General features: G+C 71.1%; 22 protein-coding genes. 6 read left to right on the forward strand and 16 right to left on the reverse strand.

Annotated features, from left to right (window positions below):
- Positions 1-108: 108 nt before the first annotated feature.
- From OG584_RS12405 to OG584_RS12430, 6 genes are all read right to left on the reverse strand, one after another.
- Complete coding sequence (locus tag OG584_RS12405; protein WP_405777907.1) at positions 109-498, reverse strand: cytidine deaminase; 390 nt, start codon at positions 496-498, stop codon at positions 109-111.
- On the reverse strand, positions 495-1784 hold the full coding sequence (locus OG584_RS12410; RefSeq protein ID WP_405777908.1) for an ABC transporter permease: 1290 nt from the start codon (positions 1782-1784) through the stop codon (positions 495-497). The genes OG584_RS12405 and OG584_RS12410 overlap by 4 nt, the downstream gene beginning before the upstream one ends.
- A complete protein-coding gene (locus OG584_RS12415; protein WP_405777909.1) occupies positions 1781-2911 on the reverse strand; it encodes an ABC transporter permease in 1131 nt (376 codons plus the stop codon). The genes OG584_RS12410 and OG584_RS12415 overlap by 4 nt, the downstream gene beginning before the upstream one ends.
- Positions 2908-4581, reverse strand: a complete 1674-nt coding sequence (locus OG584_RS12420; protein ID WP_405784015.1) for an ABC transporter ATP-binding protein — start codon at positions 4579-4581, stop codon at positions 2908-2910. Before OG584_RS12420 ends, OG584_RS12415 begins: the two co-directional genes overlap by 4 nt.
- Positions 4582-4772: 191 nt before the next feature.
- The gene (locus OG584_RS12425; protein ID WP_405777910.1) at positions 4773-5831 is read right to left on the reverse strand and encodes a BMP family protein; all 1059 of its coding nucleotides are present in this window, start codon (positions 5829-5831) and stop codon (positions 4773-4775) included.
- 151 nt (positions 5832-5982) lie between these two features.
- Positions 5983-7320, reverse strand: coding sequence for an amidohydrolase (locus OG584_RS12430; protein ID WP_405784017.1), 1338 nt, complete (start codon positions 7318-7320; stop codon positions 5983-5985).
- Positions 7321-7794: 474 nt separating this feature from the next.
- Between OG584_RS12430 and lspA the strand changes: the two genes are divergently transcribed.
- On the forward strand, positions 7795-8409 hold the full coding sequence (lspA, locus tag OG584_RS12435) for a signal peptidase II (protein WP_405777911.1): 615 nt from the start codon (positions 7795-7797) through the stop codon (positions 8407-8409).
- An 81-nt stretch (positions 8410-8490) separates the two neighbouring features.
- On the opposite strand, the gene OG584_RS12440 is transcribed toward lspA, so the two are convergent.
- The 5 genes from OG584_RS12440 to OG584_RS12460 form a co-directional block, all read right to left on the reverse strand.
- Positions 8491-9132: an RDD family protein gene (locus OG584_RS12440; protein WP_405777912.1), complete on the reverse strand. Its 642-nt coding sequence runs from the start codon at positions 9130-9132 to the stop codon at positions 8491-8493.
- Between the two features lie 229 nt (positions 9133-9361).
- Positions 9362-10459 (reverse strand): hypothetical protein, encoded by a 1098-nt coding sequence (locus OG584_RS12445; RefSeq protein ID WP_405777913.1) that lies wholly within the window; start codon positions 10457-10459, stop codon positions 9362-9364.
- Entirely contained in the window at positions 10428-11351 is a 924-nt protein-coding gene (locus OG584_RS12450; protein ID WP_405777914.1) for an N-acetylneuraminate synthase family protein, read from the reverse strand. The genes OG584_RS12445 and OG584_RS12450 overlap by 32 nt, the downstream gene beginning before the upstream one ends.
- Before the next feature lie 11 nt (positions 11352-11362).
- A complete protein-coding gene (locus OG584_RS12455; protein ID WP_405777915.1) occupies positions 11363-12595 on the reverse strand; it encodes a cytidylyltransferase domain-containing protein in 1233 nt (410 codons plus the stop codon).
- Complete coding sequence (locus OG584_RS12460) at positions 12595-13947, reverse strand: DUF6716 putative glycosyltransferase (RefSeq protein WP_405777916.1); 1353 nt, start codon at positions 13945-13947, stop codon at positions 12595-12597. Before OG584_RS12460 ends, OG584_RS12455 begins: the two co-directional genes overlap by 1 nt.
- A 148-nt stretch (positions 13948-14095) precedes the next feature.
- Between OG584_RS12460 and OG584_RS12465 the strand changes: the two genes are divergently transcribed.
- Genes OG584_RS12465 through OG584_RS12475 form a run of 3 tightly spaced genes read left to right on the forward strand, consistent with a single transcriptional unit; the run spans position 14096 to position 17735 of the window.
- The gene (locus tag OG584_RS12465; protein ID WP_405777917.1) at positions 14096-15079 is read left to right on the forward strand and encodes a glycosyltransferase family 2 protein; all 984 of its coding nucleotides are present in this window, start codon (positions 14096-14098) and stop codon (positions 15077-15079) included.
- The gene (locus OG584_RS12470) at positions 15076-16425 is read left to right on the forward strand and encodes an alpha-2,8-polysialyltransferase family protein (RefSeq protein WP_405777918.1); all 1350 of its coding nucleotides are present in this window, start codon (positions 15076-15078) and stop codon (positions 16423-16425) included. Before OG584_RS12465 ends, OG584_RS12470 begins: the two co-directional genes overlap by 4 nt.
- Positions 16422-17735 carry an acyltransferase family protein gene (locus tag OG584_RS12475; RefSeq protein WP_405777919.1) on the forward strand — a complete coding sequence of 438 codons (1314 nt, stop codon included), beginning with the start codon at positions 16422-16424 and terminating at the stop codon, positions 17733-17735. Before OG584_RS12470 ends, OG584_RS12475 begins: the two co-directional genes overlap by 4 nt.
- Before the next feature lie 50 nt (positions 17736-17785).
- Here the strand turns inward: OG584_RS12475 and OG584_RS12480 are convergent, their stop codons facing one another.
- The gene (locus tag OG584_RS12480) at positions 17786-18433 is read right to left on the reverse strand and encodes a TetR/AcrR family transcriptional regulator (protein WP_405777920.1); all 648 of its coding nucleotides are present in this window, start codon (positions 18431-18433) and stop codon (positions 17786-17788) included.
- A gap of 38 nt (positions 18434-18471) precedes the next feature.
- Here OG584_RS12480 and OG584_RS12485 point away from each other — a divergent pair, with 38 nt between their 5' ends.
- The gene (locus OG584_RS12485) at positions 18472-19887 is read left to right on the forward strand and encodes an FAD-dependent monooxygenase (protein ID WP_405777921.1); all 1416 of its coding nucleotides are present in this window, start codon (positions 18472-18474) and stop codon (positions 19885-19887) included.
- Here OG584_RS12485 and leuE read toward each other — a convergent pair.
- Positions 19874-20542: a leucine efflux protein LeuE gene (gene leuE, locus OG584_RS12490; protein ID WP_405777922.1), complete on the reverse strand. Its 669-nt coding sequence runs from the start codon at positions 20540-20542 to the stop codon at positions 19874-19876. The genes OG584_RS12485 and leuE overlap by 14 nt on opposite strands.
- 111 nt (positions 20543-20653) lie before the next feature.
- Positions 20654-22252: a methylmalonyl-CoA mutase gene (locus OG584_RS12495; RefSeq protein ID WP_405777923.1), complete on the reverse strand. Its 1599-nt coding sequence runs from the start codon at positions 22250-22252 to the stop codon at positions 20654-20656.
- 243 nt (positions 22253-22495) lie between these two features.
- Here OG584_RS12495 and OG584_RS12500 point away from each other — a divergent pair, with 243 nt between their 5' ends.
- Complete coding sequence (locus tag OG584_RS12500; RefSeq protein WP_405777924.1) at positions 22496-23371, forward strand: L,D-transpeptidase family protein; 876 nt, start codon at positions 22496-22498, stop codon at positions 23369-23371.
- A gap of 203 nt (positions 23372-23574) precedes the next feature.
- Here OG584_RS12500 and OG584_RS12505 read toward each other — a convergent pair whose 3' ends face one another.
- A complete protein-coding gene (locus tag OG584_RS12505; protein WP_405777925.1) occupies positions 23575-24567 on the reverse strand; it encodes a hypothetical protein in 993 nt (330 codons plus the stop codon).
- Positions 24567-25226, reverse strand: coding sequence for an RNA polymerase sigma factor (locus tag OG584_RS12510; protein ID WP_405777926.1), 660 nt, complete (start codon positions 25224-25226; stop codon positions 24567-24569). Before OG584_RS12510 ends, OG584_RS12505 begins: the two co-directional genes overlap by 1 nt.
- Positions 25227-25798 lie beyond the last annotated feature (572 nt).

A 25798-nucleotide genomic window follows, 5' to 3' on the forward strand; every position in this document is an offset into this window, starting at 1 on the left:
TCCTTCCGGCAGGGAGTGTGTGTCGATGTGCGTAACGCGCGACTCTACGCGCATAGAGGGAGGGGCGGTCAGTGGCCCTCCCACCGCTGTGGAAGGGCCACTGGAGCGTCAGTTCAGATGCTGCGGGCCGAAGGCCTGCGGCAGCATCTCGGAGAGCGGCAGCACTCCGTCGGGGGTTTCCAGCAGCAGCTCGTCGCCGCCGAACTCGTACAGCAGCTGACGGCACCGCCCGCACGGCACCAGCACCGCGCCGGCGCCGTCGACGCAGGTGAAGTGGGTCAGCCGGCCGCCGCCGGTTGCCTGGAGCTGGGAGACCAGACCGCACTCGGCGCACAGCCCGATGCCGTACGAGGCGTTCTCGACGTTGCAGCCGACGACCGTACGCCCGTCGTCCACCAGGGCGGCGACGCCGACGGGGTACTTCGAGTACGGCGCGTACGCACGGGACATCGCGCCCCGCGCGGCCTCCCGCAGAACGTCCCAGTCGACCTGTGTCACTTGCCCTGGCCCTTCCGGTAGCGCATACCGTCCGCCTTGGGCATTCGCAGCCGCTGCGCGGAGAGCGAGAGCACCAGCAGGGTCACCACGTACGGGGTGGCGCCCACGAAGTCGGACGGGACATCGTCCGTCAACAGGTACCAGACCAGGATGAGTACGGCCATGACCGCGCTGATCGCGCCCTGGAGCACGGCCTTGCGGTAGAGCTTCCAGACGGCGAGCAGCACAAGCAGCACCACGATGAGCAGCAGCAGCGCGTGGACGGTCTCGCCCCCGTTGCGCAGCTGGAGCGCGTCGGAGAAGCCGAACAGGCCCGCACCCATGGCGAGTCCGCCGGTTCGCCAGTTGCCGAAGATCATGGCGGCGAGACCGATGTAACCGCGCCCGCCGGTCTGGTTCTCCAGGTAGATGTGCGTGGGAACCATCGCGAGGAAGGCGCCGCCGAGCCCGGCCAGACCGCCGGAGACCGCCACCGCCGCGTACTTGTACGTGTAGACGTTGACGCCCAGCGACTCGGCCGCGATCGGGTTCTCGCCGCAGGAGCGCAGCCGGAGGCCGAACGCGGTCTTCCAGAGCACCCACCAGGTGCCGATGAAGAGCAGCACCGCGATGACCGTCAGCACGGAGACGTCCGTGACCAGGCCGCCGAGGATGCCTGCCAGGTCGGAGACGAAGAACCAGTGGTGCTTCTCGATCGACGACAGCCCGTTCGAGAGGCCGGGGACCGTGAAGTCGGGCAGCGAGTCGACCGGCGGTGACTGCTTGGGGTTGCCGCCCGCGGCCGCCGCTGCGCCGTGGTTGAAGAAGATCTTCGCGAGGTACTGGGTGATACCCAGCGCGAGGAGGTTGACCGCCACACCGGAGACGATGTGGTCGACGCCGAAGGTGATGGTGACGATCCCGTGGATCAGCCCGCCGAGCATGCCGAAGGTGATTCCGGCGAGTATCCCGAACCAGGGGCTGGACTGCCAGCCGATCCAGCCGGCCCCGAAGGTGCCGAGGATCATCATGCCTTCGAGACCGATGTTGACCACACCGGCCCGCTCCGACCAGAGACCGGCGAGCCCGGCGAGACCGATCGGTACGGCGAGCCCGAGCGAGGCGCTGATCTGGCCTTCGGAGGTCAGCTGGTCGGCGCCGGTGATGATCCGGACCAGGGACAGCAGGATCAGCGCGCCCGCGATGATCAGCAGGATCTTCGGGAGTGAGGACCCGGAACGGCCGGACTTGGCGTTCCCCGCCTGGGGAGCCGCTGGCGGCGGAGTCGTGGTCATGGTCGCGGTCATGCCGTCACCTCCTGCTGGTTCGAGTGGGCGGCGGCCTGCGCGGCGATTTCGGCGCCGACCCTCTGCTGCTGGCGCTTGAGTCCGTAGCGGCGCACGACCTCGTAGGCGATGACGACGCACAGGACGATGACGCCCTGGATCACGCCGAGGATCTCCTTGTCGTACCCCTTGAACTCAAGGTGGTTGGTGGTGCGCTCCAGGAAGCCCCAGAGCAGTGCGCCCAGCGCGATGCCGACCGGGTGGTTGCGCCCCAGGAGCGCGATGGCGATGCCGGTGAAGCCGACACCCAGCGGGAAGTCGTTGCTGTACATGTGGCTGTCGTTGAGCAGGGTCGGCATGCCGATCAGCCCCGCCATCGCACCCGAGATGATCATGCTGGTGGCGACCATCTTCTTGACGCTGACACCGCTGGCGGAGGCCGCGGACTCGGACTGCCCGACGGCCCGCAGGTCGAACCCGAAGCGGGTGCGGCCCAGCACGAACCAGTACGCCACGCCGGCCAGCGCCGCGATGAAGATGAAGCCCCAGAGCATTCCGGCGGGGCCGGTGTTGATGGAGAAGAACCAGGAGGATTCCCGCAGCGGCTTGGTGGAGACCAGGGTGCCCGAGTCATCGAGCTGGCCGAGCCGGCCCGGCTGCATGAGGTAGGCGATGACCGCGGTGGCGATCGAGTTCAGCATGATCGTCGAGATGACCTCGCTGACGCCGCGCGTCACCTTCAGTACGCCCGCGATACCGGCCCACATCGCACCGACCAGCATGGCCGTGACGATCATCAGCGGGATCTGGACGGCGCCCGGCAGTGTCAGCGCGCCGCCGACGACCGCGGCGAAGAAGGCGGCCATCCGGTACTGGCCGTCGACGCCGATGTTGAACAGATTCATCCGGAAGCCGACGGCCACCGCGATACCGGCGAGGTAGTACGTCGTCGCCTTGTTGAGGATGTAGATCTGGCTGTCGCTGGCCGAGCCGTACGTCAGCATGTCGCTGAACGCGGCGAACGGGTCCTTGCCGGTGGCGAGGATGACCAGCGTGGTGACGACGAGGGCCGCCACCACGGCGAGCAACGGGGCCGCTGTCGCGAGGAGCAGCCGCTCCCGGTCGATGCGCGCGGTGTACTTCTTCATCGGTCCTCTCCCCCAGCTTCGCCGCCGGCGGTGTCCGGGGTCTCCAGCGCCTTGCGCGGCTCCGGGACCCCCGGGGTCTTCGCGGGGCCCACGGTCTTCGGGCCGGCCGTCCCGTCCGGAGCGGCGTCCTCGCCGTGCTCCAGGTGGCCGGTCGCGGCCCCGGTCATCGCGGAGCCGAGCTCCTCGGGGGTGATCGTGGCCGGGTCCGCGTCGGCGACGAGCCGGCCGCGGTACATCACCCGCAGGGTGTCCGACAGACCGATCAGCTCGTCCAGGTCGGCGGAGATCAGCAGGACCGCGAGCCCGTCACGGCGGGCCTCCTTGATCTGGTCCCAGATCTGCGCCTGTGCGCCGACGTCCACACCCCGGGTGGGGTGTGCGGCGATCAGCAGCTTGGGCCGGTGGCTCATCTCACGGCCGACGATCAGCTTCTGCTGGTTGCCGCCGGACAGGGAGGCGGCGGTGACGTCGATGCCGGGCGTGCGCACGTCGTACTCGGCGACGATCCGCTCGGTGTCGGTACGGGCCGCCTTGGCGTCGATCAGCCCGTGCCGGGAGTTGGGCCGCTCGGTGACATGGCCGAGGATCCTGTTCTCCCAGAGCGGCGCCTCAAGGAGCAGGCCGTGCCGGTGGCGGTCCTCGGGGATGTAACCGACGCCGCTCTCCCGGCGCTTGCGGGTGGGCTCGTGCGAGATGTCGGTGGTGTCGAGCGTGATGACACCGCCGTCCGGGTCCCGCATGCCCATGATCGCTTCGACGAGCTCGGCCTGGCCGTTGCCCTCCACACCCGCGATACCGAGGACTTCGCCCTGGTGGATCGTGAAGGAGATCCCGGAGAGGACCTCCCGTACGAGGCCGTCGGAGTCGACGGCGGTGAGCCGCAGGTCGTCGAGGGTGAGCATCGGTGCGTCGGTGACCGTCGACTCGCGCGTCTCGGGCGAGGGCAGCTCACTGCCGACCATCAGCTCGGCCAGCTGCTTCGACGTGGTGGTCGCCGGGTCGGCGGTACCCACGGTCGTGCCGCGGCGGATGACGGTGATCTCGTCGGCGACGGAGAGCACCTCACCGAGTTTGTGGGAGATGAAGATGACCGTCAGGCCCTCGGACTTGAGCTCGCGGAGGTTGTCGAAGAGCGCGTCGACCTCCTGCGGGACCAGGACCGCGGTCGGCTCGTCGAGGATGAGCGTGCGGGCGCCGCGGTAGAGGACCTTGAGGATCTCCACGCGCTGGCGGTCGGCGACACCGAGGTTCTCGACCAGGACGTCCGGGCGGACCTTCAGGCCGTACGCGTCGGAGATCTCCTGGATCTTGGCGCGTGCCCGGGTGCCGATCCCGTACAGCTTCTCGCCGCCGAGGACCACGTTCTCCAGGACCGTGAGGTTGTCCGCGAGCATGAAGTGCTGGTGCACCATGCCGATACCGCGGGCGATGGCGTCGGCCGGGCTGGAGAAGACGGCCTGATCGCCGTCGACGGCGATGGTGCCCTCGTCCGGCTTCTGCATGCCGTAGAGGATCTTCATCAGAGTCGACTTGCCGGCACCGTTCTCACCGCACAGCGCGTGCACGGTGCCCTTGCGGACGGTGATGTCGATGTCGCGGTTGGCGACGACACCGGGGAATCGTTTGGTGATGCCGCGCAGTTCGACGGCGGGAGGGCTGGACGCGTTGATGGCGCACTCTCCTCGGAGAAGGAGCGGTGGAGGCTCCTCGGGAGAAGGAGCGGCGGAGGGGCCCCGGCACAGGCGGGGGCGATGCGGTGACGCTAGCGCGTCAACTACGCGCTACACGCGTAGAGTTGACACATTGTTATGGGCCCGGCGAAGGGATGGCACCCCTCACCGGGCCCACGGGACACAGCAGGTCAGGGAGTGGTCTTGACCTTGACCGCACCGTCGGCGATCTTCTTCTTCGCGGCGTCGAGCTGCGGCTCGATGTCGCCGATGAAACCACCGCTGGTGGACAGCGAGACACCGCCCTTGGCGAGCGAGTAGGTGCTGGTGCCGGTGACGGGCTTGCCGGCGTGCACCGACTTGACCAGGTCGTACACGCCGATGTCGACGTTCTTGACGACCGAGGTCAGGATCGACGACTTGTACTTCGCGAGCGACGGGATCTTGTACTGGTCCGAGTCGACGCCGATCGCCCAGGCGCCCTTCTTGCCGTTGACGGCCTCGATCGCGCCGTTACCGGACGAACCGGCCGCCGAGAAGACCACGTCCGCGCCCTTGTCGAGCATGCCCTGCGCGGCTTCCTTGCCCTTGTCGGGGCTGGCGAAGCCGGAGGTGTCCGAGCCGTGGCTCAGGTACTGCCGGTCGATCTTGATCTTCTTGTCGGTGTCCTGGACGCCCTGGACGTAACCCGCCTCGAACTTCTTGATCAGCGGGATGTCCACACCACCGATGAAGCCGACGTGCTTCGTCTTGGTCTTCAGCGCCGCGGTGACACCGGCGAGGTAGGAGCTCTGCTCCTCGGTGAAGACGATGTTGTCGATGTTCTTCGCGTCGACCGCGGCGTCCACGAGCCCGAAGGTGATCTTCGGGTACTTCGCGGCGACCTTCTTCATCGACGGCGCGTAGGAGTAGCCGATGCCGACGATCGGGTTGTAGCCCGCGTCGGCCAGGTCGGTGAGCCGCTGCTCGCGGTCCGCCTCGGTGTCACTGGTCTTCGCGGTCAGCTCCTTGACGCTGCCGCCGAACTCCTTCTTCGCCTTGTCCATGCCGCGGGCGGCGGAGTCGTTGAAGGAGTGGTCGCCACGGCCGCCGACGTCGTACGCGACACCGACCTTGACGCCCTTGGAGGAGCCGGACGACGAGGAGCTGGAGTTGTCCTCCTGCGTCGACGTGCTGCCACAGGCGGAGACAGAGAGAGCGAGGGCCGCGGTGGCTATGCCAGACGCAGCGATCTTGGTTACCCGGCGCAAGAGGAGGTCCCTTCAAACCAAACCTGGAGCGCCTCTTCCGGCGCTGGTTTTCGCGAGGATCGTAACGCGCGTAGATGTCAGGTAAAGGCCTGTTCGGAACCTGTTATCGGATCGACGCGAACGGGGTCCGGACCTCCGGTGACATGTCCGTCTACAGCCGATGTCCGTCCAGCAGCGCGGCAGCCGTGAACAGTTCGACGCCGACCTCGACCGACGCCTCGTCGGGGTCGAAATCTCCCCGGTGCAGGTCGCCTCGGGCGCTGTCGCCGGGTGTCCGCACGCCGAGCCTCGCCATCGCGCCCGGCACCTGCTCCAGGTACCAGGAGAAGTCCTCGCCGCCCAGACTCTGCTCGGTGTCCTCGACCGAGGACGGCCCGCGGCGCGCGGTCATGGCGTCGCGCAACAGCTCGGTCACGGCACCGTCATTGACGACGGGCGGCACGCCCCGCACGTAATTGATCACGGACTTGGCGCGGTGCATGTCGGCCACCTCGGCGATGGCCGCGTGCACCAGATCGGGAGCGGCCCGCCAGGCCTCCAGGTCCAGGCAGCGCACGGTGCCGGAGAGTTCGGCGTGCTGCGGGATGACGTTGCAGGCGTGGCCCGCCTCGATCCGCCCCCAGGTCACGGCGAGCCCGGACCGGGTGTCGATCCGCCGGGCCAGCAGTGCGGGCACATCGGAGACGACCTTGGCGGCGGCGGTCACCAGATCGGTGGTGAGGTGGGGGCGCGCGGTGTGCCCGCCGGGTCCGTCCAGGCTCACTTCGAGACGGTCGCAGGCGGAGGTGATGGGCCCGGTCCGCAGTCCGATGCGCCCGGCGTCGACCTTGGGGTCGCAGTGCACCCCGATGATCCGGCCGACCCCTTCGAGTACCCCGGACTCGATGGCGTCCGGGGCGCCGCCGGGCAGCACCTCCTCGGCGGGCTGGAAGATCAGCCGTACAGGGTGCGGGAGCCGGCCCTCGTGGTGCAGCCGGGCCAGCACCAGTCCGGCGCCCAGCACTGCGGTGGTGTGGACGTCGTGTCCGCAGGCGTGCGCCATGCCGGGCACGGTGGAGCGGTAGTCGCAGTCGACCTTGGTGTCCGGGATCGGCAGGGCGTCGATGTCGGCGCGCAGGGCGAGCATGGGGCGGGGGGTGGGTGGTACGGGCGCCCCCTCCCGGGCTCCGCCGGCGCCGTCCGTACCGTCCGCGCCGCCGGTGCCGTCCGTCCCGATGTCGCAGACCAGGCCGGTCCCGGTATTGAGCACACGGGGCGCGAGGCCGGCCTGCTCCAGCCGCGCCTTCAGGGCCGCGGTGGTCCGGAATTCCTGGTTCCCCAGCTCCGGGTGCCGGTGCAGGTCACGGCGGAAGGCGATCAGCTCGGCGCGGAGGTCGGCGGGCAGCGCGCCGGAGAGCGCCACGCCGTCGGGCCCGGCACCACTGTTTCCGGCGGCACCACTGGCGTCTTCGGCGTCACCGGGACGGTCGGCATCGGACTCGCGGGACATCAACTGGTTCACCTGTTCAAGGGTAGGCCCCTTCACCGCTCAACTAACCATCGATCAACAAAAGTTCAGCCGCTTAGGCGAAAGAATCATGGCGCCGCATGCTTGAGGCGGGGCGCCGGTGGGTAGACCACATCCCGCTCCGGCGGGCTGGAGCCGCTCGGGCCCGCGCTACGCCTTCTTTCGCCTTATGTCGTCTTCAGCCTTCATCCTCTGCATCCCCTCGTCTTCATCCGGGGAACGGTTGACCGAGCGGAGAGGCGCACTCCGCGGACCGGCCGGCCCGCGGGGCCGGGGTTCGGCCCGCCCCGAGAGGCGGGCGGGGCCGGCCGCTCCCGGCTCGGGCGGAGCCGCCACCCACCTGGACCCGGACGAGGGCGGCGCGGTCCATAGGCTGGTGAGAGACGGATCCCGCGCAGGGGACCCGGAATGGCGAGCCGGGACAGGACCGGCCGACGGACTTCGAGGTGGCTCAACGTGGCGAATCCGGTGGCGGACGCGGAAGTGAAGGACGTCAGGGGCAGACGGCGGACCCCGCTGCTGCTGGCCGTGGCGGGCATCGCCTACGCCCTCGACCTGGGCAGCAAGCTGGCCGTGGTCGCGAAGCTGGAGAACCACGCACCCGTGAAGGTGATCGGTGACTGGCTGGAGCTGAGCGCGATCCGCAATCCCGGTGCCGCGTTCGGCATCGGCGGGGCGACGACCATCCTGTTCACGGTGATCGCCGTGGCCATCGCGGGGGTGATCGTCCGGATGGCTCGAAAGCTGTACAGCGGCCCGTGGGCGATCGCGCTGGGACTGCTGCTGGGCGGGGCGCTCGGCAACCTGACCGACCGGCTCTTCCGCTCTCCTGGGGGCCTGCGGGGAGCGGTCGTCGACTTCATCGCGGTGCGCGGTTTCAGCGTCATGAACCTCGCCGACTGGGCGATCTCCTGCGGAGGCGCGCTGATGGTGATCCTCGCCTTCCGCGGACGGGGACTGGACGGCGAGAACACCACCGGCACCGCCGCTGACGCCCGCACCGCCACCGACGCCGACTCCGGCACCGCCACCGGCACCTCCCCCGAGGCTCAGACGGAGACCGGCCGGTGAGGTGACCCGGGCGAAGCGGCGCGGGCCCGCACCTGTCGCCCCGCACCCGTCACGGTGCGGGCAGGACAGACAGGGATGGCCTCAGGCGAGCGCGGTCCGGGACTGCGGCGCCGCCTCCGCGCCGGGCGCCGGCAACGGACGTGTCCGCGGCCAGCGGACGACCACGGTGGACGCCAGCCGGTCGTACTGGGACTGGTGGTAGGGCCGGTCCCGCACCATTTTGACCAGGAAGAGGACCGCGTACAGAACGTTGAATCCGGGGACCAGCATGATCGCCCCGAAGAGGAACTCCCGGACGAGCGCGGTCCGCCCGTTGATCCGCGACGGCAGGGCCCAGAGCCTGGCCACCCGGAGGCCGGACACCCATTTCCCCGGAGTGGTCCCGAACCAGCGGAGCGAGAAGACGAAGTAGGAGCACCCGAGCAGCGGGCACGCGATGACCGGGCCGAGGAGAATCCATACGGAGTCGTCCGACACGCTCTCGACGATGGCGCCCGCGGCGATCAGCGCGATGATCCCGACCAGCACCTGATCGAATACCCGCGCGCCGATCCGGCGCCACACGGACGCGAGCTCGACGACCGGGACTCCCCCGCCCGAGGGGCGGACTCCCGCTTCGCTTCCGGGGAGAACGTAGTCCACTGCCGCCCACTCCGGCCGCGTACCGGACACGGGGTCGCGCTCCGACAGCGCTGGCCGGTTCCGGACACTCTCGTCGGACATGTAATCCACTCCCCTGAATCGCCCACAGCGCGCCCACCCCTGCACCGGACACACCTCATGACCTGCGGCGGCCATGGCTCATGGAGCTTGTCAGGAGGAGGCCGTCGGCAGGGTAAGGAGATGATCAAGAGGAGGTCATGTGAAGGTTGTGCGACCAGGAGGTGGCCGACAAGGCGCCCACCAGCACATTTCGCGCCACCCGGCCTCCGCGGCTTCTCACACCCCCGGATCACACCCCCGGAGCCAGCCGCTGCACGTCGCGCGCCGTCCCCGTGACCCCCGCCAGGAACCCCTGCGCGCGGGGCGAAGCCGTGTCCGTGAGCCAGGCGGGGTCGATGTCGCAGACCGCCACGCGGACCTCCGTGCCCGCAAGGGCCAGCGGGAGGGTGTGGACCACCGTGGACGGGAAGCTCACGATGGTGCGGCCGATCGGACCGCGGCGGGCGATCAGTTCCAGCGGGAGGTCGGGGCGGACGATCTCCAGGCCGGTCTCGGCGTGCAGCCGGTGCAGCTTCTCGGTGGATTCACGGCGGTGGGCGAAGTACCGCGTGACCCGGTGCGTGCGGGCCAGGCCGGTCACCGCAGCGATGTAGAGGTCCTGGTCCACCACCCCCGTCTCCACGAGTGAGGTGCCCACCAGGTCCGATGTGCGGGTGAGCCTCGGCGGGCCGAACCGGGAGCGCGTCCAGGCGAAGTCGTTGGCCGTGACCGTGAGCCCCGGGGGCGCGTCCGCCACCGGCATCGAGCTGAAGACCTCGACCGCGCGGCGGCGGGCCGGGGTGAGGCGGCGTCTGGCCGCCGAGGCCATGGGGGCGAAGAGCAGGTCACGGGGGCCGCGGCGGCCCCTGCGGTGCCAGCGGACCAGCGGTTCCCCGGCAGTCAGCTGGGCGATGAACTCCATGGTGGCCGTGCCGTCGTCCACCACCGTCAGGTCCCGGGAGCCGGACAGGGCGAGGAGGAGTTGCACGTACCGCGAGAACGGGTCCCCGATGACGATCCGCCCGGCCCCGCGCAGCAGGGGTGTCAGCCCGCCGATGGTGCGGAACGGCGCCGCCACTCCGCCACGCGCCTCCTCCCAGCGCACCCTGATGCCCTCGCCCCGGGCCAGTTCGGCCATGCGGCGAAGCTGGCCGCGGGACATGGGGTCGAGCGGTGAGAGGACGACCACGGTCAGGTCCATGGTCGTCGTGTGGGCCCACTCCAGCAGGTTGAGCAGCTGGACGGGGCTCTCCACGAAGGCGAGCGTGGCGGGGGCGCTCTTCACAGTGGCGGTTCTCCGGTCTCGGGCGCTCGCCTCAGACGGACGCGGGCTCGCGGTCCGCGCCATCGGCGACGACGCCCGCCACCCGGCGCAGCTTCTTCATCGGGGCCAGCTCCGACTCGTAGACCTTCTTGACGCCGTCACCGAGCGACGCCTCGATGGTGCGGATGTCACGCACCAGCCGCTGCAGGCCCTGCGGCTCGACCGATGCCGCCTGGTCGGAGCCCCACATGGCGCGGTCCAGGGTGATGTGGCGCTCGACGAAGGCCGCGCCGAGTGCGACGGCGGCGAGGGTGGTCTGGAGGCCGGTCTCGTGGCCGCTGTAGCCGATCGGGACGTTCGGGTACTCGCCCTGGAGGGTGTTGATGACGCGGAGGTTCAGCTCTTCGGCCTTGGCCGGGTACGTCGAAGTGGCGTGGCAGAGCAGGATGTTGTCGCTGCCGAGCACCTCGACCGCGTGCCGGATCTGCTTCGGCGTCGACATACCGGTGGAGAGGATCACGGTGCGGCCGGTGGCGCGCAGCGCACGCAGCAGTTCGTCGTCGGTGAGCGAGGCGGAGGCGACCTTGTGCGCCGGTACGTCGAACTTCTCCAGGAACGCGACGGCCTCGGTGTCCCACGGCGATGCGAACCAGTCGATGCCGCGCAGGGCGCAGTGCTCGCTGATCGCGCGGTACTCGTCCTCGCCGAACTCGACGCGGTGGCGGTAGTCGATGTACGTCATCCGGCCCCAGGGGGTGTCGCGCTCGATGTCCCACTGGTCACGCGGGGTGCAGATCTCCGGCGTGCGCTTCTGGAACTTGACCGCGTCGCAGCCTGCTTCGGCGGCGATGTCGATCAGGGCGAGGGCGTTGTCGAGCTCACCGTTGTGGTTGATGCCGATCTCGCCGGTGATGTAGACGGGGTGGGCGGGGCCCGCGGTCTTGGCGCCGAGGGTGCGGAGGCGGGTGGTGCTCATGAGGGGGTTCCTTACTTGTTGAGGGTGGGGCCCAGGAGCCAGGCGGCGATCTCGCGGATAGCTCCTTCGCCGCCGGGGGTGGTGGTGACCGCGCGTGCGGCGCCGCGTACGGCGTCGTGGGCCTGGGCGACCGCGACGGGCCACCCGACGAGGCCGAAGCACGGCAGGTCGTTCACGTCGTTGCCGACGTAGAGCACGCGCTCGGGCGCGACACCCTGTTCTTCGCACCACTGCTTGAGTGCGAGGTCCTTGCGGTCGATGCCGTGCAGCACGGGCACCCGCAGCTTGCGGGCGCGCGCCGCGACGACCGGGTTCTGTTCGGTGGAGAGGATGAGGAGCTTGAGGTCCGTGGTGTCGCGGAGGGCCGCGATGCCGAGGCCGTCGCCGCGGTGGACGGCGACGATCTCGCGGCCGTCGGAGTCGATGAGGACGCGGTCGTCGGTCTGGGTGCCGTCGAAGTCCAGGACGACGGCGTCGACGTCGTCACGGCCGGGCAGCGTACGGACGTCCAGGAGTGGTGCGAGGGCGCGGGCGCGCGCGAGGTCGTGCGGGTCGTCGATCTCCAGGACGCGGGCCGGGTCGGTGCGGACCAGCGCGGTTTCGCCGAAGAAGCGGTGCCGGGCGGTCCTGAACCCCTCGGCCTTCATGGCGTAGGCCGCGCCCGTCTCCAGGTAGTCCTGCGGGCGGTCCTGGCGGCGGGGGCGGAATGCCTTGTCGTGGTTGACGCCGAGGCTGTCCGCGCCGCTGCCGTCGATGCGCTGTTCCTCGCGCCAGACGAAGCCGTGGGTGGGTGCGACGGTGAGCGCGGTGTCGGCGCCGCCGCCGGCGACCGCTGCCGCCACACCGTCGATCTCCTCGCTGGTGAGGAAGGGGCTGGTGCACTGCACGAGCAGCACGACGTCCGTCCCGGGGTACGCGTCCAGCGCGTGGAGCACGGCGGCCTCGCTGGTCGCCGTGTCCCCGGCGATCTCGGCGGGGCGCAGCACCACGTCGGCGCCGGCCTCGCGCGCCGCGGTGGCGATCCGCTCGTCGTCCGTGGACACGGCGACGTCGGTGACGTGGCGGGCGCCCCGGCAGGCGCGGACGGCGCGGGCGACCAGTGGTACGCCGCCGACCGGTTCGAGGTTCTTGGCGGGCACGCCCTTGGATCCGCCGCGTGCCGGGATCACGGCGAGGACGCGCGGGGGCCCGGCGGGTGCTGTGCGCGGTACGGTCCCGGCTGGTTCGGCGGCTTCGGTGGGCATCACAGTTCTCCCATACGGCGGATGACGGGGGCCACGCGCTGGACGCCGTGGCGGTATGCGCCGCGCGCCACGTCCCGTACGGCGTCGCGCATCACGCGCCGGACGCCTCCGGTCCCGTCGGCGGGAGCGGCGTCCAGGCGGTAGCGGGCGAGGATGCCGGGCAGGTAGCCGGGGGCGGTGGCGTGCGTGTAGTAGGGCGCTATCGGCGGAAGTTGCGGAGCGAGGAGCAGCCGCGCGACCCGTTCGCGTACGGCGTCGAAAGCCGTGTCGTACGAGCCTCCGCCGGAGGACGGGTCCCCGGCGGCCACTCCCTGTCCGGCCAGCCAGGCGGGGTCGGCCTGCGGGCTGCCGCCGGCGTCCAGCCGGTCCCAGGAGGTGAGGCAGCCCGAGCCGAGGAAGTGGTGGTTGCCGAGTGCCTCGCGGACGCCGAGGTCGGTGAGGACGGCGGTGGGGATACGGCGGTGCAGGGATTCGAGGGCGGCGGTCGAGGAGACGGTGACCAGCAGGTCCGTGCGGTCCAGCACCTCGCCCATGTGGCCGTACACCAGACGGAAGTTGGCGGGCAGACCGCCGGGGAGCCGCTCGGCCAGCTTCTGGTAGGGCAGTTCCTCGATGTGCGTGGTGTGCTCGCCGGGCCTGGAGCGCAGTTTCAGCAGCACCTCGCGGTCGGGGTGCAGCCGGGCGTGCCCGGCCAGGCGGTTCAGCAGGTAGCTGCGGTCGTCGCGCGAGGCGGGGACGGAGGGCTGCGCTGCGAAGACGACCGTCTTCAGGGCGCCCCCGGCGTACGGCGCACCGCCCAGGAAGGGCAGTGCGGCCCCGGTCACCGCGGACGCGTCCGCGCCCACCCCTTCGTACACGGCGCGGAAGCGTTCCGCGTCGTGCCGCGAGTTGGCGAGGACCACGTCGGCGCCGTGGCGCAGCAGCAGCCCGTCGGCGAGCTTCTCGTAGACCACACCGACATAGCCGGTGACGACCACCGGGCGGCGGTCGGCGGTCCTGGCGGACGCGAGCCCGTGCAGGACGGCCTGGACAGCGCCGCCGACGAGTGCGAGGACGACCACGTCGTAGCCGTCCCGCTCGACGGCCCGGAGGAATTCGGCCCCTGTCACCTCCCGTACGGCGGCCGTGTCCACACCGGCCCCGACTTCGGCGAGCTGGCGCGGGGTGGGCGTGGCCCGGCCGCGCAGCAGGAAGCCGCTGAGCTGTACCCCCCCTGCGGAGAGGCGGCGTGCGGTGAGCGCGCCCCATTTCCAACGGGTGTCGGAATCGGCGATCACGGCAACGCGGAGAAATTCGCTGGTACTTGCTGGCACAACGACGAAGGTAGAAAGGCATTCCGTTCGGCGGCCCAACTCAGCCGCAACAAAGGGTTAACAGCGGGCCGACAGAGAGGGAATCGGTAATGGGAACGGGCCGGTTCACGATTTCGCCATACTCGGTTCACCTGCCGTCCCACCGCGCTTCAGGGCGAATGCCGGGGCGCCTCCTAGCGTCACGCAGGTGGTCAAGCTCTCCGTCATTGTGCCGTTCTACAACGTGCAGACATACGCCCCCGACACCCTCAGAAGCCTGCGCGCGAACGCACGCGAGGACTTCGAGTTCCTGCTCGTCGACGACTGTTCGACGGACGGGACGCCGGAGATCCTCGAACGTGCGGAGCGCGAGCTTCCGGGGGCCGTCCTGCTGAGACACCGGGAGAACGGAGGACTCGCCACCGCCCGGAACACCGGGCTCGACGCGGCGAGCGGTGAATACATCACCTTCCTGGACGGCGACGACTGGCTCGCTCCGGGGTACTACGCACAGCTGCTGGCCGGCATGGAGTCCCTGGGCTGCGACTTCGTCCGCACCGACCATGTGCAGTGCACCGGCAGCGCCCGCAGCGTCCGCCGCGTCCCGTACGGCAGGCGGGGCGTGGTGGTGCCCGCGCGCGAGGTGATCCTGCCCGCCGACCGCTCCACGCCGGTCGACTACGCGTACGCCTGGGCCGGTATGTACCACCGCAGGCTGCTGGACCGCGGGCTGCTGCACTTCACACACGGGCTGCGCACCGCCGAGGACCGCCCGTGGATCTGGCGGCTGCACCGGGAAGCCGGATCATTTGCCGTGCTCGGGCTGCTCGGAATGTTCTACCGGCGCGGTGTCGCTTCGTCCCTCACGCAGATCGGCGATGTACGCCAGCTCGATTTCATCCGCGCTTTCGACCAGGTTCTCGACGACACGTCGAAAGACCCGGAAGCCGCTCTCCTTCTTCCCAAGGCCGTACGTACGTACTGCGCGATTATTTCGCACCATCTGGGTTCCGTCGAAAGGTTCGAACCAGCCGTGGCACGTAAATTGCGCACGCTCAGCGCGGCCGCGCTGAAACGGATGCCGCAGGATCTGCTGAGCGACGCGCTCGACTCGATGGACACACCGCGTGCCTCACGGCTGCGCAGGCTGCGCCGCCGTCCGGCCGCGCTGACGACGGAGGCCGCGGCGTGACGTCCCCCGCCCGTACGGCGCACACGGCCCGTACGACGCAGATCTTCTACGCGTCCACGCTGTACGGGGCCGCCACGCTCGCCGCCGCGATCGACAGCGGCTGCTTCGACACGGCGGACCGCCGGCTGCTGCTGGTCAGCAACAACGCGGTGATCCCGGAGACCGCGCCCGCGCTGGACGCGATGCCCGGCTTCGAGCGGCTGCGTGACCGGTTCGACGGCGTGCTCTCCTGGAACAGCGCCATCGCACCGCTGCACCCGGGCGGCTGGTCCCCGCGCGCCGACGACGTCCCGCTGTGGGAGCGGCAGTTGAGGCTCCTCTGGGACCTCGGCGACGACCGGATCGAGCTGGCGGTCGAGTCCGTCCAGGTCAATCCGGCGCAGGCGCTGGCACTGCTCTTCCAGGACGCACCGGTGACGGTGTACGCGGACGGGCTGATGTCGTACGGCCCGACGCGCAACAAGATCGATCCCCTGATCGGCACCCGGATCCGGCGTCTGCTGCATCTGGATCTGGTGCCGGGACTGAGGCCGCTGCTGCTCGCCGAGTTCGGGGTGGAGCCGGAGATCGTGCCGGACGAGGCCTTCCGCCGGGTCCTGGGCGAGGTGGCCGCTTGCGCACCGGGGCTTCCCGAGTGCGCGGAGCCTCCGGCGCTGCTGCTCGGCCAGTACCTCTCGGCCCTGGAGATCCTCACCCCGCAGCAGGAGGAGGACCTCCATGTCCGGATGCTGCGCGGGGCGGTCGCCCGCGGCCACCGCACGGTCGTCTTCAAACCGCACCCGACGGCACCGGCCCGCTGGTCGCGCCTGCTGGAGCAGGAAGCCGACCGGCTGGACGTCCGGCTGACGGTGGTGGACGAGCCGTTGCTCGCCGAGACACTGTACGAACGGGTGCGCCCGGCGCTGGTGGTCGGCTGTTTCTCCACCGCGCTGCTGACGGCGAGTGCCTTCTACGGGATCCCGGTCGCCCGCACCGGAACCGATCTGCTGCTGGACCGGCTCGCCCCGTACCAGAACAGCAACCGCGTCCCGGTGACCATCGTGGACGCGCTGCTGCCCGACCTGGAGGACGCCGGAGCCGCGCCGGCCGGCGATCTGCCGGGGCTCGTGGCCGCTGTCGGCTTCGCGATGCAGCCGCAGCTGCGGCCGGATCTGCGCCCGGCGGCCGAGGCCTACCTGAGCCGCCGTCTGAACGCGCACACCTGGCGCTACTTCAAGCGGCGCAGGCTGACCGTCCTGGGGCTGCCGGGCGCGATGCCGGCTCAGCTCGCCTTCATCCCGCGCAACGCCACGGTCCGCCGGGTGGCCCGTCGGGCCCGCACCCTCAAGAGAGTTGCCCTGGGATGACCACGACCCCGGCCGCCCCGGCAGCTTCTGCCACCCCGGCCACTTCGGTTTCCGTCACGTCGGCCGCTCCGGCCGGCGGAGACACCGCATCCGTCGCGGACCCGCCCGGATCCGGCGACTCGCCGGGGCCGATACCCGGCGCCCCGGCGGCGGACGGTCCGATACCGCTGCCGGGGCGGGCGCTGCCGCTGGTACCGGGCCCGCCCGCCCCGGCGGCGGGCGGGCGGCCCGTACGCGCGGGCGGGCGGCTGCGCGCTCTCGACGGACTGCGGCTGGTCGCCGCACTGATGGTCGCCGCTTACCACTACGGCGGCCGAAGCGGCGACATCAGCAGGGCATGGGGCGGTTCGCCGCGCCGCCAGTTCCCGACGCTCTCCGAGTGGTTCGCGTACGGCTGCCTCGGCGTACAGATCTTCTTCGTGATCAGCGGCTTCGTGATCTGCATGAGCGGCTGGGGCCGGCCGCTGCGCTCCTTCTTCGCCTCACGCGTGTCGCGCCTCTACCCGGCGTACTGGGCGGCGATCGTGATCGTCACGGCGACGTTCGCGCTCCCCTGGGTCGCGTACCGGACGGTCTCGCCCAGCGACGCACTGGTGAACCTCACCATGCTCCAGCAGCCGATCGGCGCCGACCGGGTGCTCGGCGTCTGCTGGACCCTCTGGGCGGAGCTGCGTTTCTACGCGCTCTTCGCCCTCTGCGTGGTGCTGCCGGGCGCCGGCCGGCAGCGTGTGCTGATCTTCTGCGGGGTGTGGACCCTGGCCGCCGCGATCACCGACGCGGTGCACCAGCCGGTACTGGGCATGGTGCTGATGCCGCAGTACGCGCCGTTCTTCATCGGCGGGATCGGGCTCTACCTCCTGCACCGCGACCGGCGTGACGTCATCGCGTGGGGAGTGGTCGGTGTCAGCTGGGCGATCGGCCAGCACTACGCGGTCACCGGCCTCTGGCACAGGCCCGACCCGGCGTTCTTCTCCTACCGGCACACCTCGGTGATCGTCGCCGTGGTGACGCTGGGCTTCGTCCTGGTGGGCGCGGTGGCACTCGGTTTCTTCCGCTGGGCCGACTGGCGCTGGCTGACGGTGGCCGGGGCGCTGACCTACCCCTTCTACCTGGTGCACGAGCATCTGGGCTGGGTGGTGGTGGCCGTACTCCACCGGAAGCTGGGGGTCGCCTCGTACGGCACGCTCACGCTCACGGTCGCGCTGATGCTGGGCCTGGCGTGGCTCCTCAACCGCTGCGTCGAGAAGAAGCTGACGCCCGTGCTGCGCGGCGCCCTGTCCAGGAGCATCGCCTCGCCCCGGAAACGGTGACGGCGGGCAGAGGGCGCGGGGGACGCGGACGGCGCGCGGGGCGGGGCCGGTCACGCGTCGCGCGGCCGGTAGGCGGCCTCGATCCCCGCGACGATCAGCCGCAGCCCCTCTTCGAAGCGCCGGTCGTAGTCGGTGAAGATCTCCCAGCCGGCTGCCGCGGTGAGCGGGTAGCCGGCGAGCCGCCCGGCACGCTCCTCCACCCCGTATCCCGCACGGCGCTCGCCGGGCATCGGCTGGACACCCTGCTCCTCGATGACGAAACCCACCGTGTAGGAGTACGCCGTCGTACCTGCCCTGACCGCCTGCGCCAAGTCGAAGCCGCGTGAGGTCATCTCGCGCAGATGCTCCTCCATCGACTGCGCGTGATCGGTGCCGGTGAACCGGGCGCCGCTGTAGACCCGGGCGCCGTCGCGGTGGCGCAGCAGCATGGCGCGCAGGGCGCGGTTGCCGAGCAGCAGGCCGTCCTGCCAGCTGCGGCCGGGCTCCGCCGGTTCCGGAACGGCCATCTGCCGGTACATCACCGTGGCCATCTCGTCGAGCAGGGCCTGCTTGTCCTTGAAATGCCAGTAGAGCGCGGGTGCCTTGACGTCCAGCTCCCTGGCGATGGCACGCAGCGACAGCCCGTCGAGGCCTACCTCGTTCAGCAGCCGCAGCGCGGTCTCCGCGACGCGCGCCCGGTCGATCTTCGTTGTTCCCACCTTGACAATTTAACAGTGTTAAGCGCACTCTCTGAGCCATGGAACTTAACAGCGTTAAGGAAACCGTCGGGGAAACAGGTGTGCTGATCATCGGCGCCGGCCCCACCGGGCTCGCGCTCGCCGTCGATCTGGCGAGGCGGGGGGTGCGTGCGACCGTCGTCGAGAAGGCGGACCGGCTCTTCCCCGGGTCCCGGGGCAAGGGGCTCCAGCCCCGCACGCTGGAGGTCTTCGACGACCTCGGTGTGGTCGGCGCGGTGCTGGCTTCGAGCGGGCCGGCCCCGGTCCAGATGATCTGGCAGGACGGGGTGCGGCAAGGCGAGCACCACATGTTCGACCCGGTCGAGACAACCCCGGCCGCGCCCTACGCGGGGACGCCGCGCATCCTTCCGCAGTGGCGCACCCAGGAGATCCTTCACGCGCGCCTGACCGAACTGGGCGGCGAAGTCTCGTTCGGCAGCGCCCTGACCTCCCTCACCCAGGACGCGTCCGGGGTCACCGCGACGCTCTCCGACGGGGCAACCGTGCGCGCGGCCTACGCGGTCGCGGCCGACGGCGGCCGCAGCACGGTCCGCGCGGCGCTCTCCATCGCGATGACCGGCGAATCCGTCGACCCCTCGTCGATGCTCGTCGCCGATGTGCGTATCCCGGTCCTCGACCGGCTGAACTGGCACGTCTTCCCGGCGGACGCGGGTTTCCTGCTGCTCTGCCCGCTGCCCGGCACCGATGACTTCCAGCTGGCCGCGCGCTTCCCGGACGGTGCGCGCCCCGATCTGTCGGCCGACGGCGTCCGTGCGCTGATCGCGGCGCGCACGCATCTCTGCGCGAGCGACGTCACCGAGGTGCGCTGGTCCTCGGACTTCCGTCCGCGCGCCGCCCTCGCCGACCGGTTCCGCGACGGCCGGGTCTTCCTGGCGGGCGACGCCGCCCATGTGCACTCACCGGCCGGCGGCCAGGGCCTCAACACCAGCATCCAGGACGCCTACAACCTGGGGTGGAAGCTCGGCCGGGTACTGCGCGACGGGGCGCCCGAGTCACTCCTCGACTCGTACGAGGAGGAACGGCTGCCGAACGCGGCCGAGATGCTGGGCCTGTCCACCCGGATCCACCGCGGCGAGCAGCGGCGCGGCGCGGCCACCCAGCAGCTGGGCATCGGGTACCGCGGCGGCCCGCTCTCCGAGGGTGCCGCGGGCGCCCTGCGGGCGGGCGACCGCGCGCCGGACGGACCGCTGGACGGCGGGACGCTCTTCGACGCCTTCCGCGGCCCTCACTTCACGCTGCTAGCGGTGGGTACCGATGCGCCACTGCCGCCGCTGGACGCCGGTGCGGTGCACGTCCACCGGCTCGACGCCTACGAGCCGTACGGCAAGGGGCTGTTCCTGGTGCGGCCGGACGGATACGTCGGCTGGGCGGGCGACGATGCCACGGGGCTGGCCGGCTACCTCACACGCTGCTGAGCGAGAGCTTCACCGCGAAGCCCAGGAAGAGCGCGCCGGCCGCCGTCGTCATACCGGCCGACAGACGCCGGCGGCGGCGGAAGGCCGCGGCGAGGCGGGTGCCGCCGAATATCAGCAGGGTGAGGTAGAGGAAGCTCGCCACCTGCGCCAGCGCGCCGAGCACCACGAAGGAGAGCGCCGGGTAGGCGTAGTGCGGGTCGACGAACTGCACGAAGAAGGAGATGAAGAAGAGGATCGCCTTCGGGTTGAACAGGCTGACCACCAGGGCCCTGCGGTAGGGCCGCTCCAGCGCGGCCGCCTGCTCGGCAGCGGCCTCCGGGGTCCGGTCCGCGCTCTCGCTCCGGTTGCTCCGGTCGCGCCACAGCGCGCGGGCCGTGCGGGCCATACCGAAAGCCAGGTAGGTGAGATAGCCGGCGCCCGCGAACTTCACGACGCCGAACAGCAGCGCGTTGGCCTGGAGCAGCGAGGCCACCCCCGCTGCCGAGAGCGTCATCAGCACGGTGTCCCCGCAGAACACACCGGCGGCCGCCGTATAACCGGTGCGCACGCCGCGCCGGGCGGCGACCGAGAGTACGTACAGCGAATTGGGGCCCGGCAGCAGAACGATCAGCACCAGGCCGGCGAGGTAGGTCGGAAGATCCGTGACGCCGAGCATGAACCGAGTCTCGCACGCGGGTACGACAGCCCGGGGGTGACCCTCGGCACCCCGCGACCACGCAGCCGGCAACCGCACACCGCCCGGAACCCCCGGAGCCGTTCGAGGCCCTCAGAAGGCGTCGGCCGGCACGTAGGTCCCCCACACCTCGCGCAGCGCGTCGCAGACCTCGCCGACCGTGGCCCGTGCCCGCAGCGCCTCCTTCATCGGGTACAGGACGTTGTCCGTGCCACCGGCGGCCCGCTTCAGCGCGGCGAGCGCCGATTCGACGGCCGGGCGGTCTCGCTCGGAGCGGAGCGCGGCAAGCCGGGCCGCCTGCCGGTCCTCGATGGCGGGATCGACGCGCAGCGGTTCGTACGGCTCCTCGGCGTCCAGCTGGTACCGGTTGACGCCGACCACGACCCGTTCACCGCTGTCGGTCTCCTGCGCCACCCGGTACGCGCTGCGTTCGATCTCGCTCTTCTGGAAGCCGTTCTCGATGGCGCCGACCGCACCGCCCATGTCCTCGATCCGCTCCATCAGCGCGCGTGCCGCCTCCTCCACGTCGTCGGTCATCCGCTCCACGGCGTACGACCCGGCGAACGGGTCCACGGTGGCGGTGACATCGGTCTCGTACGCGAGGACCTGCTGGGTGCGCAGGGCGAGGCGGGCCGACTTGCCGGTGGGCAGGGCGATGGCCTCGTCGAAGGAGTTGGTGTGCAGCGACTGCGTGCCGCCGAGGACCGCGGCGAGCCCCTGCACGGCGACCCGCACCAGATTGACCTCGGGCTGCTGCGCGGTGAGCTGTACTCCGGCGGTCTGCGTGTGGAAGCGCAGCATCAGCGACTTGGGGTTCCTCGCACCGAACTCCTCGCGCATCACCTTCGCCCAGATCCTGCGCGCGGCACGGAACTTGGCGACCTCTTCGAGGAGCGTCGTCCGCGAGACGAAGAAGAAGGAGAGCCGCGGCGCGAAGTCGTCCACGTCCATCCCCGCGGCGACGGCGGTGCGTACGTACTCGATGCCGTCGGCGAGTGTGAAGGCGATCTCCTGTGCGGGCGAGGCCCCGGCCTCCGCCATGTGGTAGCCGGAGATCGAGATGGTGTTCCACCGGGGCATCACGGCCCGGCAGTACTTGAAGATGTCCGCGGTCAGCCGCAGTGAGGGCTTGGGCGGGAAGATGTACGTGCCGCGCGCGATGTATTCCTTCAGCACGTCGTTCTGGATGGTCCCGGTCAGTCTGTCGGCAGCCACCCCCTGCTCCTCGCCCACGAGTTGGTACATCAGCAGGAGCAGGGCGGCTGGGGCGTTGATCGTCATCGAGGTGGAGACCCGGTCCAGCGGGATGCCGCCGAACAGGACGCGCATGTCGTCGACCGAGTCGATCGCCACCCCGACCTTGCCGACCTCGCCCGCCGCGATCGCGGCGTCGCTGTCGTGGCCCATCTGGGTCGGCAGGTCGAAGGCGACGGAGAGGCCAGTGGTGCCGTTGGCGATGAGCTGTTTGTAACGGGCGTTGGACTCGGTGGCCGTGCCGAACCCGGCGTACTGACGCATGGTCCAGGGCCGTCCCCGGTACATCGACGGATAGACGCCCCGGGTGAAGGGGTAGGCGCCGGGCTCGCCCAGCTTCCCGGCCGGGTCCCAGCCCTCCCGCGCTTCCGGGCCGTACACCGGCTCGATGGGAAGTCCGCTCTCGGTGAGCCGGTCACCGCCGGTCTCGCGCGCCATCTGCCGCCGCCTCCCGCTGAAGGTTGCCCACCGGGAGGGTTACCCGGCAGGAGCCCTGATCCTCGCGACGGACTGTAGCGGCGGGGACGGAGCGGGTGGAGACGCACACGCGGGAGTTCACTCACGTGACTCCCCCGCCTGCTTCGCCCTGCCCGAGCCCCCGCCCGGGGTCCGGGGCTTCGCGGCGCCCGGAGGGGGAATCACCCCCGGGACGAGGAGAGAGCAGAGAGAAGGAGGGGGACGATGCAGAGGATTCTGACGTGCGGGGCGCTCGCCGCCACCGCGGCGGTCGCCATGGCAGCGGGCTGTTCGGTGCAGACCGCGGGGACACCGGCCGCGGGCGACGCCAAGGCCGGCGGCGGCCCGGCGCACCGTACCGCGAGCCCGGCGCACCCGCCGGCGGCCACCGCGGCGGCGACCGGGAAGAAGCCCGCGAAGCCGTCTGCGCCGAAGCCCGCACCGCGGACCGCCACGGCACGGCCGGGCAGGACCCTGATGGCGAGCGGGGCCACCGGCAAGCAGGTACGTGAACTCCAGGCCAGACTGCGCCAGATCGCCTGGTTCGGCGCCACGCCCACCGGAACGTACGGCGCGCTGACCGTGGCCGCGGTCAAGGGCTTCCAGGGCAAGCGCGGCCTGGCCAGGACCGGCACCACGGACACCGTCACCTGGCAGCGGCTGCTCGCCATGACGAAGACCCCGACCCGTGACGAGCTGAACGGGACGGCCGGCGGGCACTCCGCGGGCAAACTCGACCGGCGCTGCCTCACGGGCCGGGTGCTCTGCATCAGCAAGACCAGCCGCACGCTGCGCTGGGTCAATGACGGCAAGGTGCTCTCGACGATGGATGTGCGCTTCGGCTCGCAGTACACACCGACCCGCGAGGGCACCTTCCACATCGACTTCAAGAGCCGGCACCACGTGTCGACGATCTACCACACGGCCATGCCGTACGCGATGTTCTTCAGCGGCGGCCAGGCGGTGCACTACTCGTCGGACTTCGCGGCCCGCGGGTACAACGGCGCATCCCACGGCTGCGTGAACGTGCGGGACGAGGCGAAGATCGCCGCACTCTTCGACCAGGCACGGACCGGCGACAAGGTCGTCGTGTACCGGTGAGCGCGCGCCGGTGCCGCGGGGAGTGAGGGGGGCGCGGGTGGGTCCGGGGGAACGTGACCCACCCGCGCCGGTGCGCGGAGCCGAAGGTACGGGGGGAACCCCGGCTCACGCGCGGCCGATGACCAGTCGGCTCACTCTCTACTGCGTCGGGCGCCCGGAAAGTGTCACACCCGCCGGCCTGCGGGGCCGTGGAGGCGCCGCAGTCACCGGTTCCGGTGGCCCGATCCGCCGTGCCCGTTGCCCGGAGACTGCGTTCCCGACGACCTGGGCGACGGGGAGGGGGAGGCTCCGGCCGGCGGGGAGTACGGGGACGCGGGGGTGAGAGGAGCCTCGGGCGTGAATGAGATGCGGTGGTCGCCGGAGCCGCCCGTGCCCAGCACCCGGCGGCAGAACCTCTCGACGTGCGCCGCGCCGCCGGCCTTCGACTCCAGGCTCCGCCTGCGCTCCCCCTGGACTCGTCCGGCGCCGTAGTCGCGGCAGGCCGCCGCCACCTTGCGGTACACATCCGCCGCCGAGCGGTGACTGCCCCCGGACGGCGTCGTGTTGTCCTGCTGACCGGCGCCGGGCGCCGGCGCCGGGCCTCCGGACGGGCTGCGGCCCCGCCGGTCGCCTCCCCTGCCGGAATCACCGGCGCCCGGCGACGCCGACGGCGGCCGCGCGTGCTGCCCGGCGCCGGGGGTGCCGCTGGGAGCGGGGCCGGCCGTCCCGAGCGAGGCGGTGCCGGGCGTGGGGGAAGGCATTCCGGAGACGAGCGGTCGCGGGGTCGCCGCGGACGAAACGGACGACGCGGGCATCGGTTCACTGCGGCCGAAGGGCGAGGGCAGCATGCCGGCCCCAGCGGCGACCGCGACCCCGCTCAGTGCGCAGGCCGCCACCACGGCCGCGATGCTGAACCGCGCCGGGCGGTGCCAGCGCACGGCGCCCGGCGCCCGGCCCGTCGGACGTACCGGCCCGATCGGGTCCCCGCCGTCCCTGGCCAGCCGGAATGCTTCGAGTGCGACTTTCTCACCGGGGAGTTCACCGGTCCCGGACCGGTCGGCCGCACGGGCAGCGCCGTCCAGCGCGGCGTGCAGCCGCGCGGCCTGCGCCCTCGCGCGATCGTCGACGGCGCCAACGGGCTCACCGCGCAGCAGTCGCTCCGCTGTGTCCTTGTCGAGCCATTCGCTGTCGGGCCAATCGCACCGCTCGTCGGCCATCACATGTCCTTCTGCGTCCCTGGACGCGAATGCGTCACACCGACCGCGGCTTTCGCCCCCTCGTGTGGACCGCGCTGCGCGGGCAGGGCATCGAGTCCGTGCGGGCCCACGTCGGGACCGAGCAGTTCCGCGAGCCGCTTCAGCCCGCGGTGCGCGGCCGTCCGCACCGCGCCGGGCCGCTTGCCGAGCGCGCGGGCCGCGCTCTTCGCGTCGAGCCCGACCACGACCCGCAGCACCACCGCTTCGGCCTGGTCCTGCGGCAGCTGGGCGATGAGCCGCATCGTACGACCGGTGGCCAGGGCTTCCATGGCCTCGCCCGCGGTGTCCGATTCGCCGGGTTCGGCGGCCAGTTCGGACTCGTCTCCGCCACCGGCCGGGCGCCTGCCCCGCATCCGTATGTGATCGAGCGCGCGGTTCCGCGCTATCCGGGCCGCCCAGCCGCGGAACCGGTCCGCGTCGCCACTGAACCGCTGAATGTCGCGGGCGATCTGCAGCCACGCCTCGGACGCGACGTCCTCGGCTTCCGGATCACCGACCAGTGTCCGTACATACCCGAGCAACCGCGGGTGCACCGCGCGGTACACAGTCCGGAAGGCGTCCTCGTCCCCGTCCTGCGCCGCGAGCACCGCGGCAGTCAGCTCCGCGTCGTCCCCCAGCACTTCCTCAACCTGTCCCGCTGCACCGCTCCCCCGTTTTGCAGCTGGTCGCCACTGCCGCGCCGCTGTGCGCAATCCGTCACGCTACGGCCTGAGCCCGGCCCACGTCCACGTCTTGTACAACGTGCAACTACCTACTGACTCTGCGCGGTGTGACAGAAAACGCACGCGCGGCGCTGAGAGAGGCAGGGGGCCGTAACGCGGTTCCCGTGGACGACGACCGGGGTCTCTCCTGTGGGGGGTGGCGACCCCGGTCGTTGTTCTTGTTTCACGGCCCTGCCCAGGCGATATCCAGCGTGCCGGGCCTCCTGATGACCAACGCGTGCCCACCGCATCCGGGCGCCCTTCCCGCCGGCAGGCCCAGACCCAACCGCCCGGTCGCCCTCAGACCCCTGCGGCGACGGACACCCAGGCCGGCCCGCTGCCAACACCCCCCGCCGGCCGCCCACCAGGACCGACAGAAGCTGAACGCACAGCCCGGCTGTTGGCCAGTGAACGAGGCAGGCGTGGCGAGTGGCCAGCCGGTTCGCCGAGGTCCTCAGCACCGGCCACCGGACATCGACCAGGTGAAGGGC

This window comes from Streptomyces sp. NBC_00859, from assembly GCF_045161865.1.
Lineage (GTDB): Bacteria > Actinomycetota > Actinomycetes > Streptomycetales > Streptomycetaceae > Streptomyces.

Excerpts from the sequence above, each read along its gene's own strand:
- OG584_RS12505 (WP_405777925.1), bottom strand. The coding sequence starts at position 24,567 with ATGGCCGACGAGCGGTGCGATTGGCCCGACAGCGAATGGCTCGACAAG.
- OG584_RS12485 (WP_405777921.1), top strand. The coding sequence starts at position 18,472 with ATGGAACTTAACAGCGTTAAGGAAACCGTCGGGGAAACAGGTGTGCTG.
- OG584_RS12500 (WP_405777924.1), top strand. The coding sequence starts at position 22,496 with ATGCAGAGGATTCTGACGTGCGGGGCGCTCGCCGCCACCGCGGCGGTC.
- OG584_RS12445 (WP_405777913.1), bottom strand. The coding sequence starts at position 10,459 with ATGGCGCGGACCGCGAGCCCGCGTCCGTCTGAGGCGAGCGCCCGAGAC.
- OG584_RS12475 (WP_405777919.1), top strand. The coding sequence starts at position 16,422 with ATGACCACGACCCCGGCCGCCCCGGCAGCTTCTGCCACCCCGGCCACT.
- OG584_RS12455 (WP_405777915.1), bottom strand. The coding sequence starts at position 12,595 with ATGCCCACCGAAGCCGCCGAACCAGCCGGGACCGTACCGCGCACAGCA.
- leuE (WP_405777922.1), bottom strand. The coding sequence starts at position 20,542 with ATGCTCGGCGTCACGGATCTTCCGACCTACCTCGCCGGCCTGGTGCTG.
- OG584_RS12430 (WP_405784017.1), bottom strand. The coding sequence starts at position 7,320 with ATGTCCCGCGAGTCCGATGCCGACCGTCCCGGTGACGCCGAAGACGCC.
- OG584_RS12415 (WP_405777909.1), bottom strand. The coding sequence starts at position 2,911 with ATGAAGAAGTACACCGCGCGCATCGACCGGGAGCGGCTGCTCCTCGCG.
- OG584_RS12495 (WP_405777923.1), bottom strand. The coding sequence starts at position 22,252 with ATGGCGCGCGAGACCGGCGGTGACCGGCTCACCGAGAGCGGACTTCCC.
- OG584_RS12410 (WP_405777908.1), bottom strand. The coding sequence starts at position 1,784 with ATGACCGCGACCATGACCACGACTCCGCCGCCAGCGGCTCCCCAGGCG.
- OG584_RS12450 (WP_405777914.1), bottom strand. The coding sequence starts at position 11,351 with ATGAGCACCACCCGCCTCCGCACCCTCGGCGCCAAGACCGCGGGCCCC.
- OG584_RS12440 (WP_405777912.1), bottom strand. The coding sequence starts at position 9,132 with ATGTCCGACGAGAGTGTCCGGAACCGGCCAGCGCTGTCGGAGCGCGAC.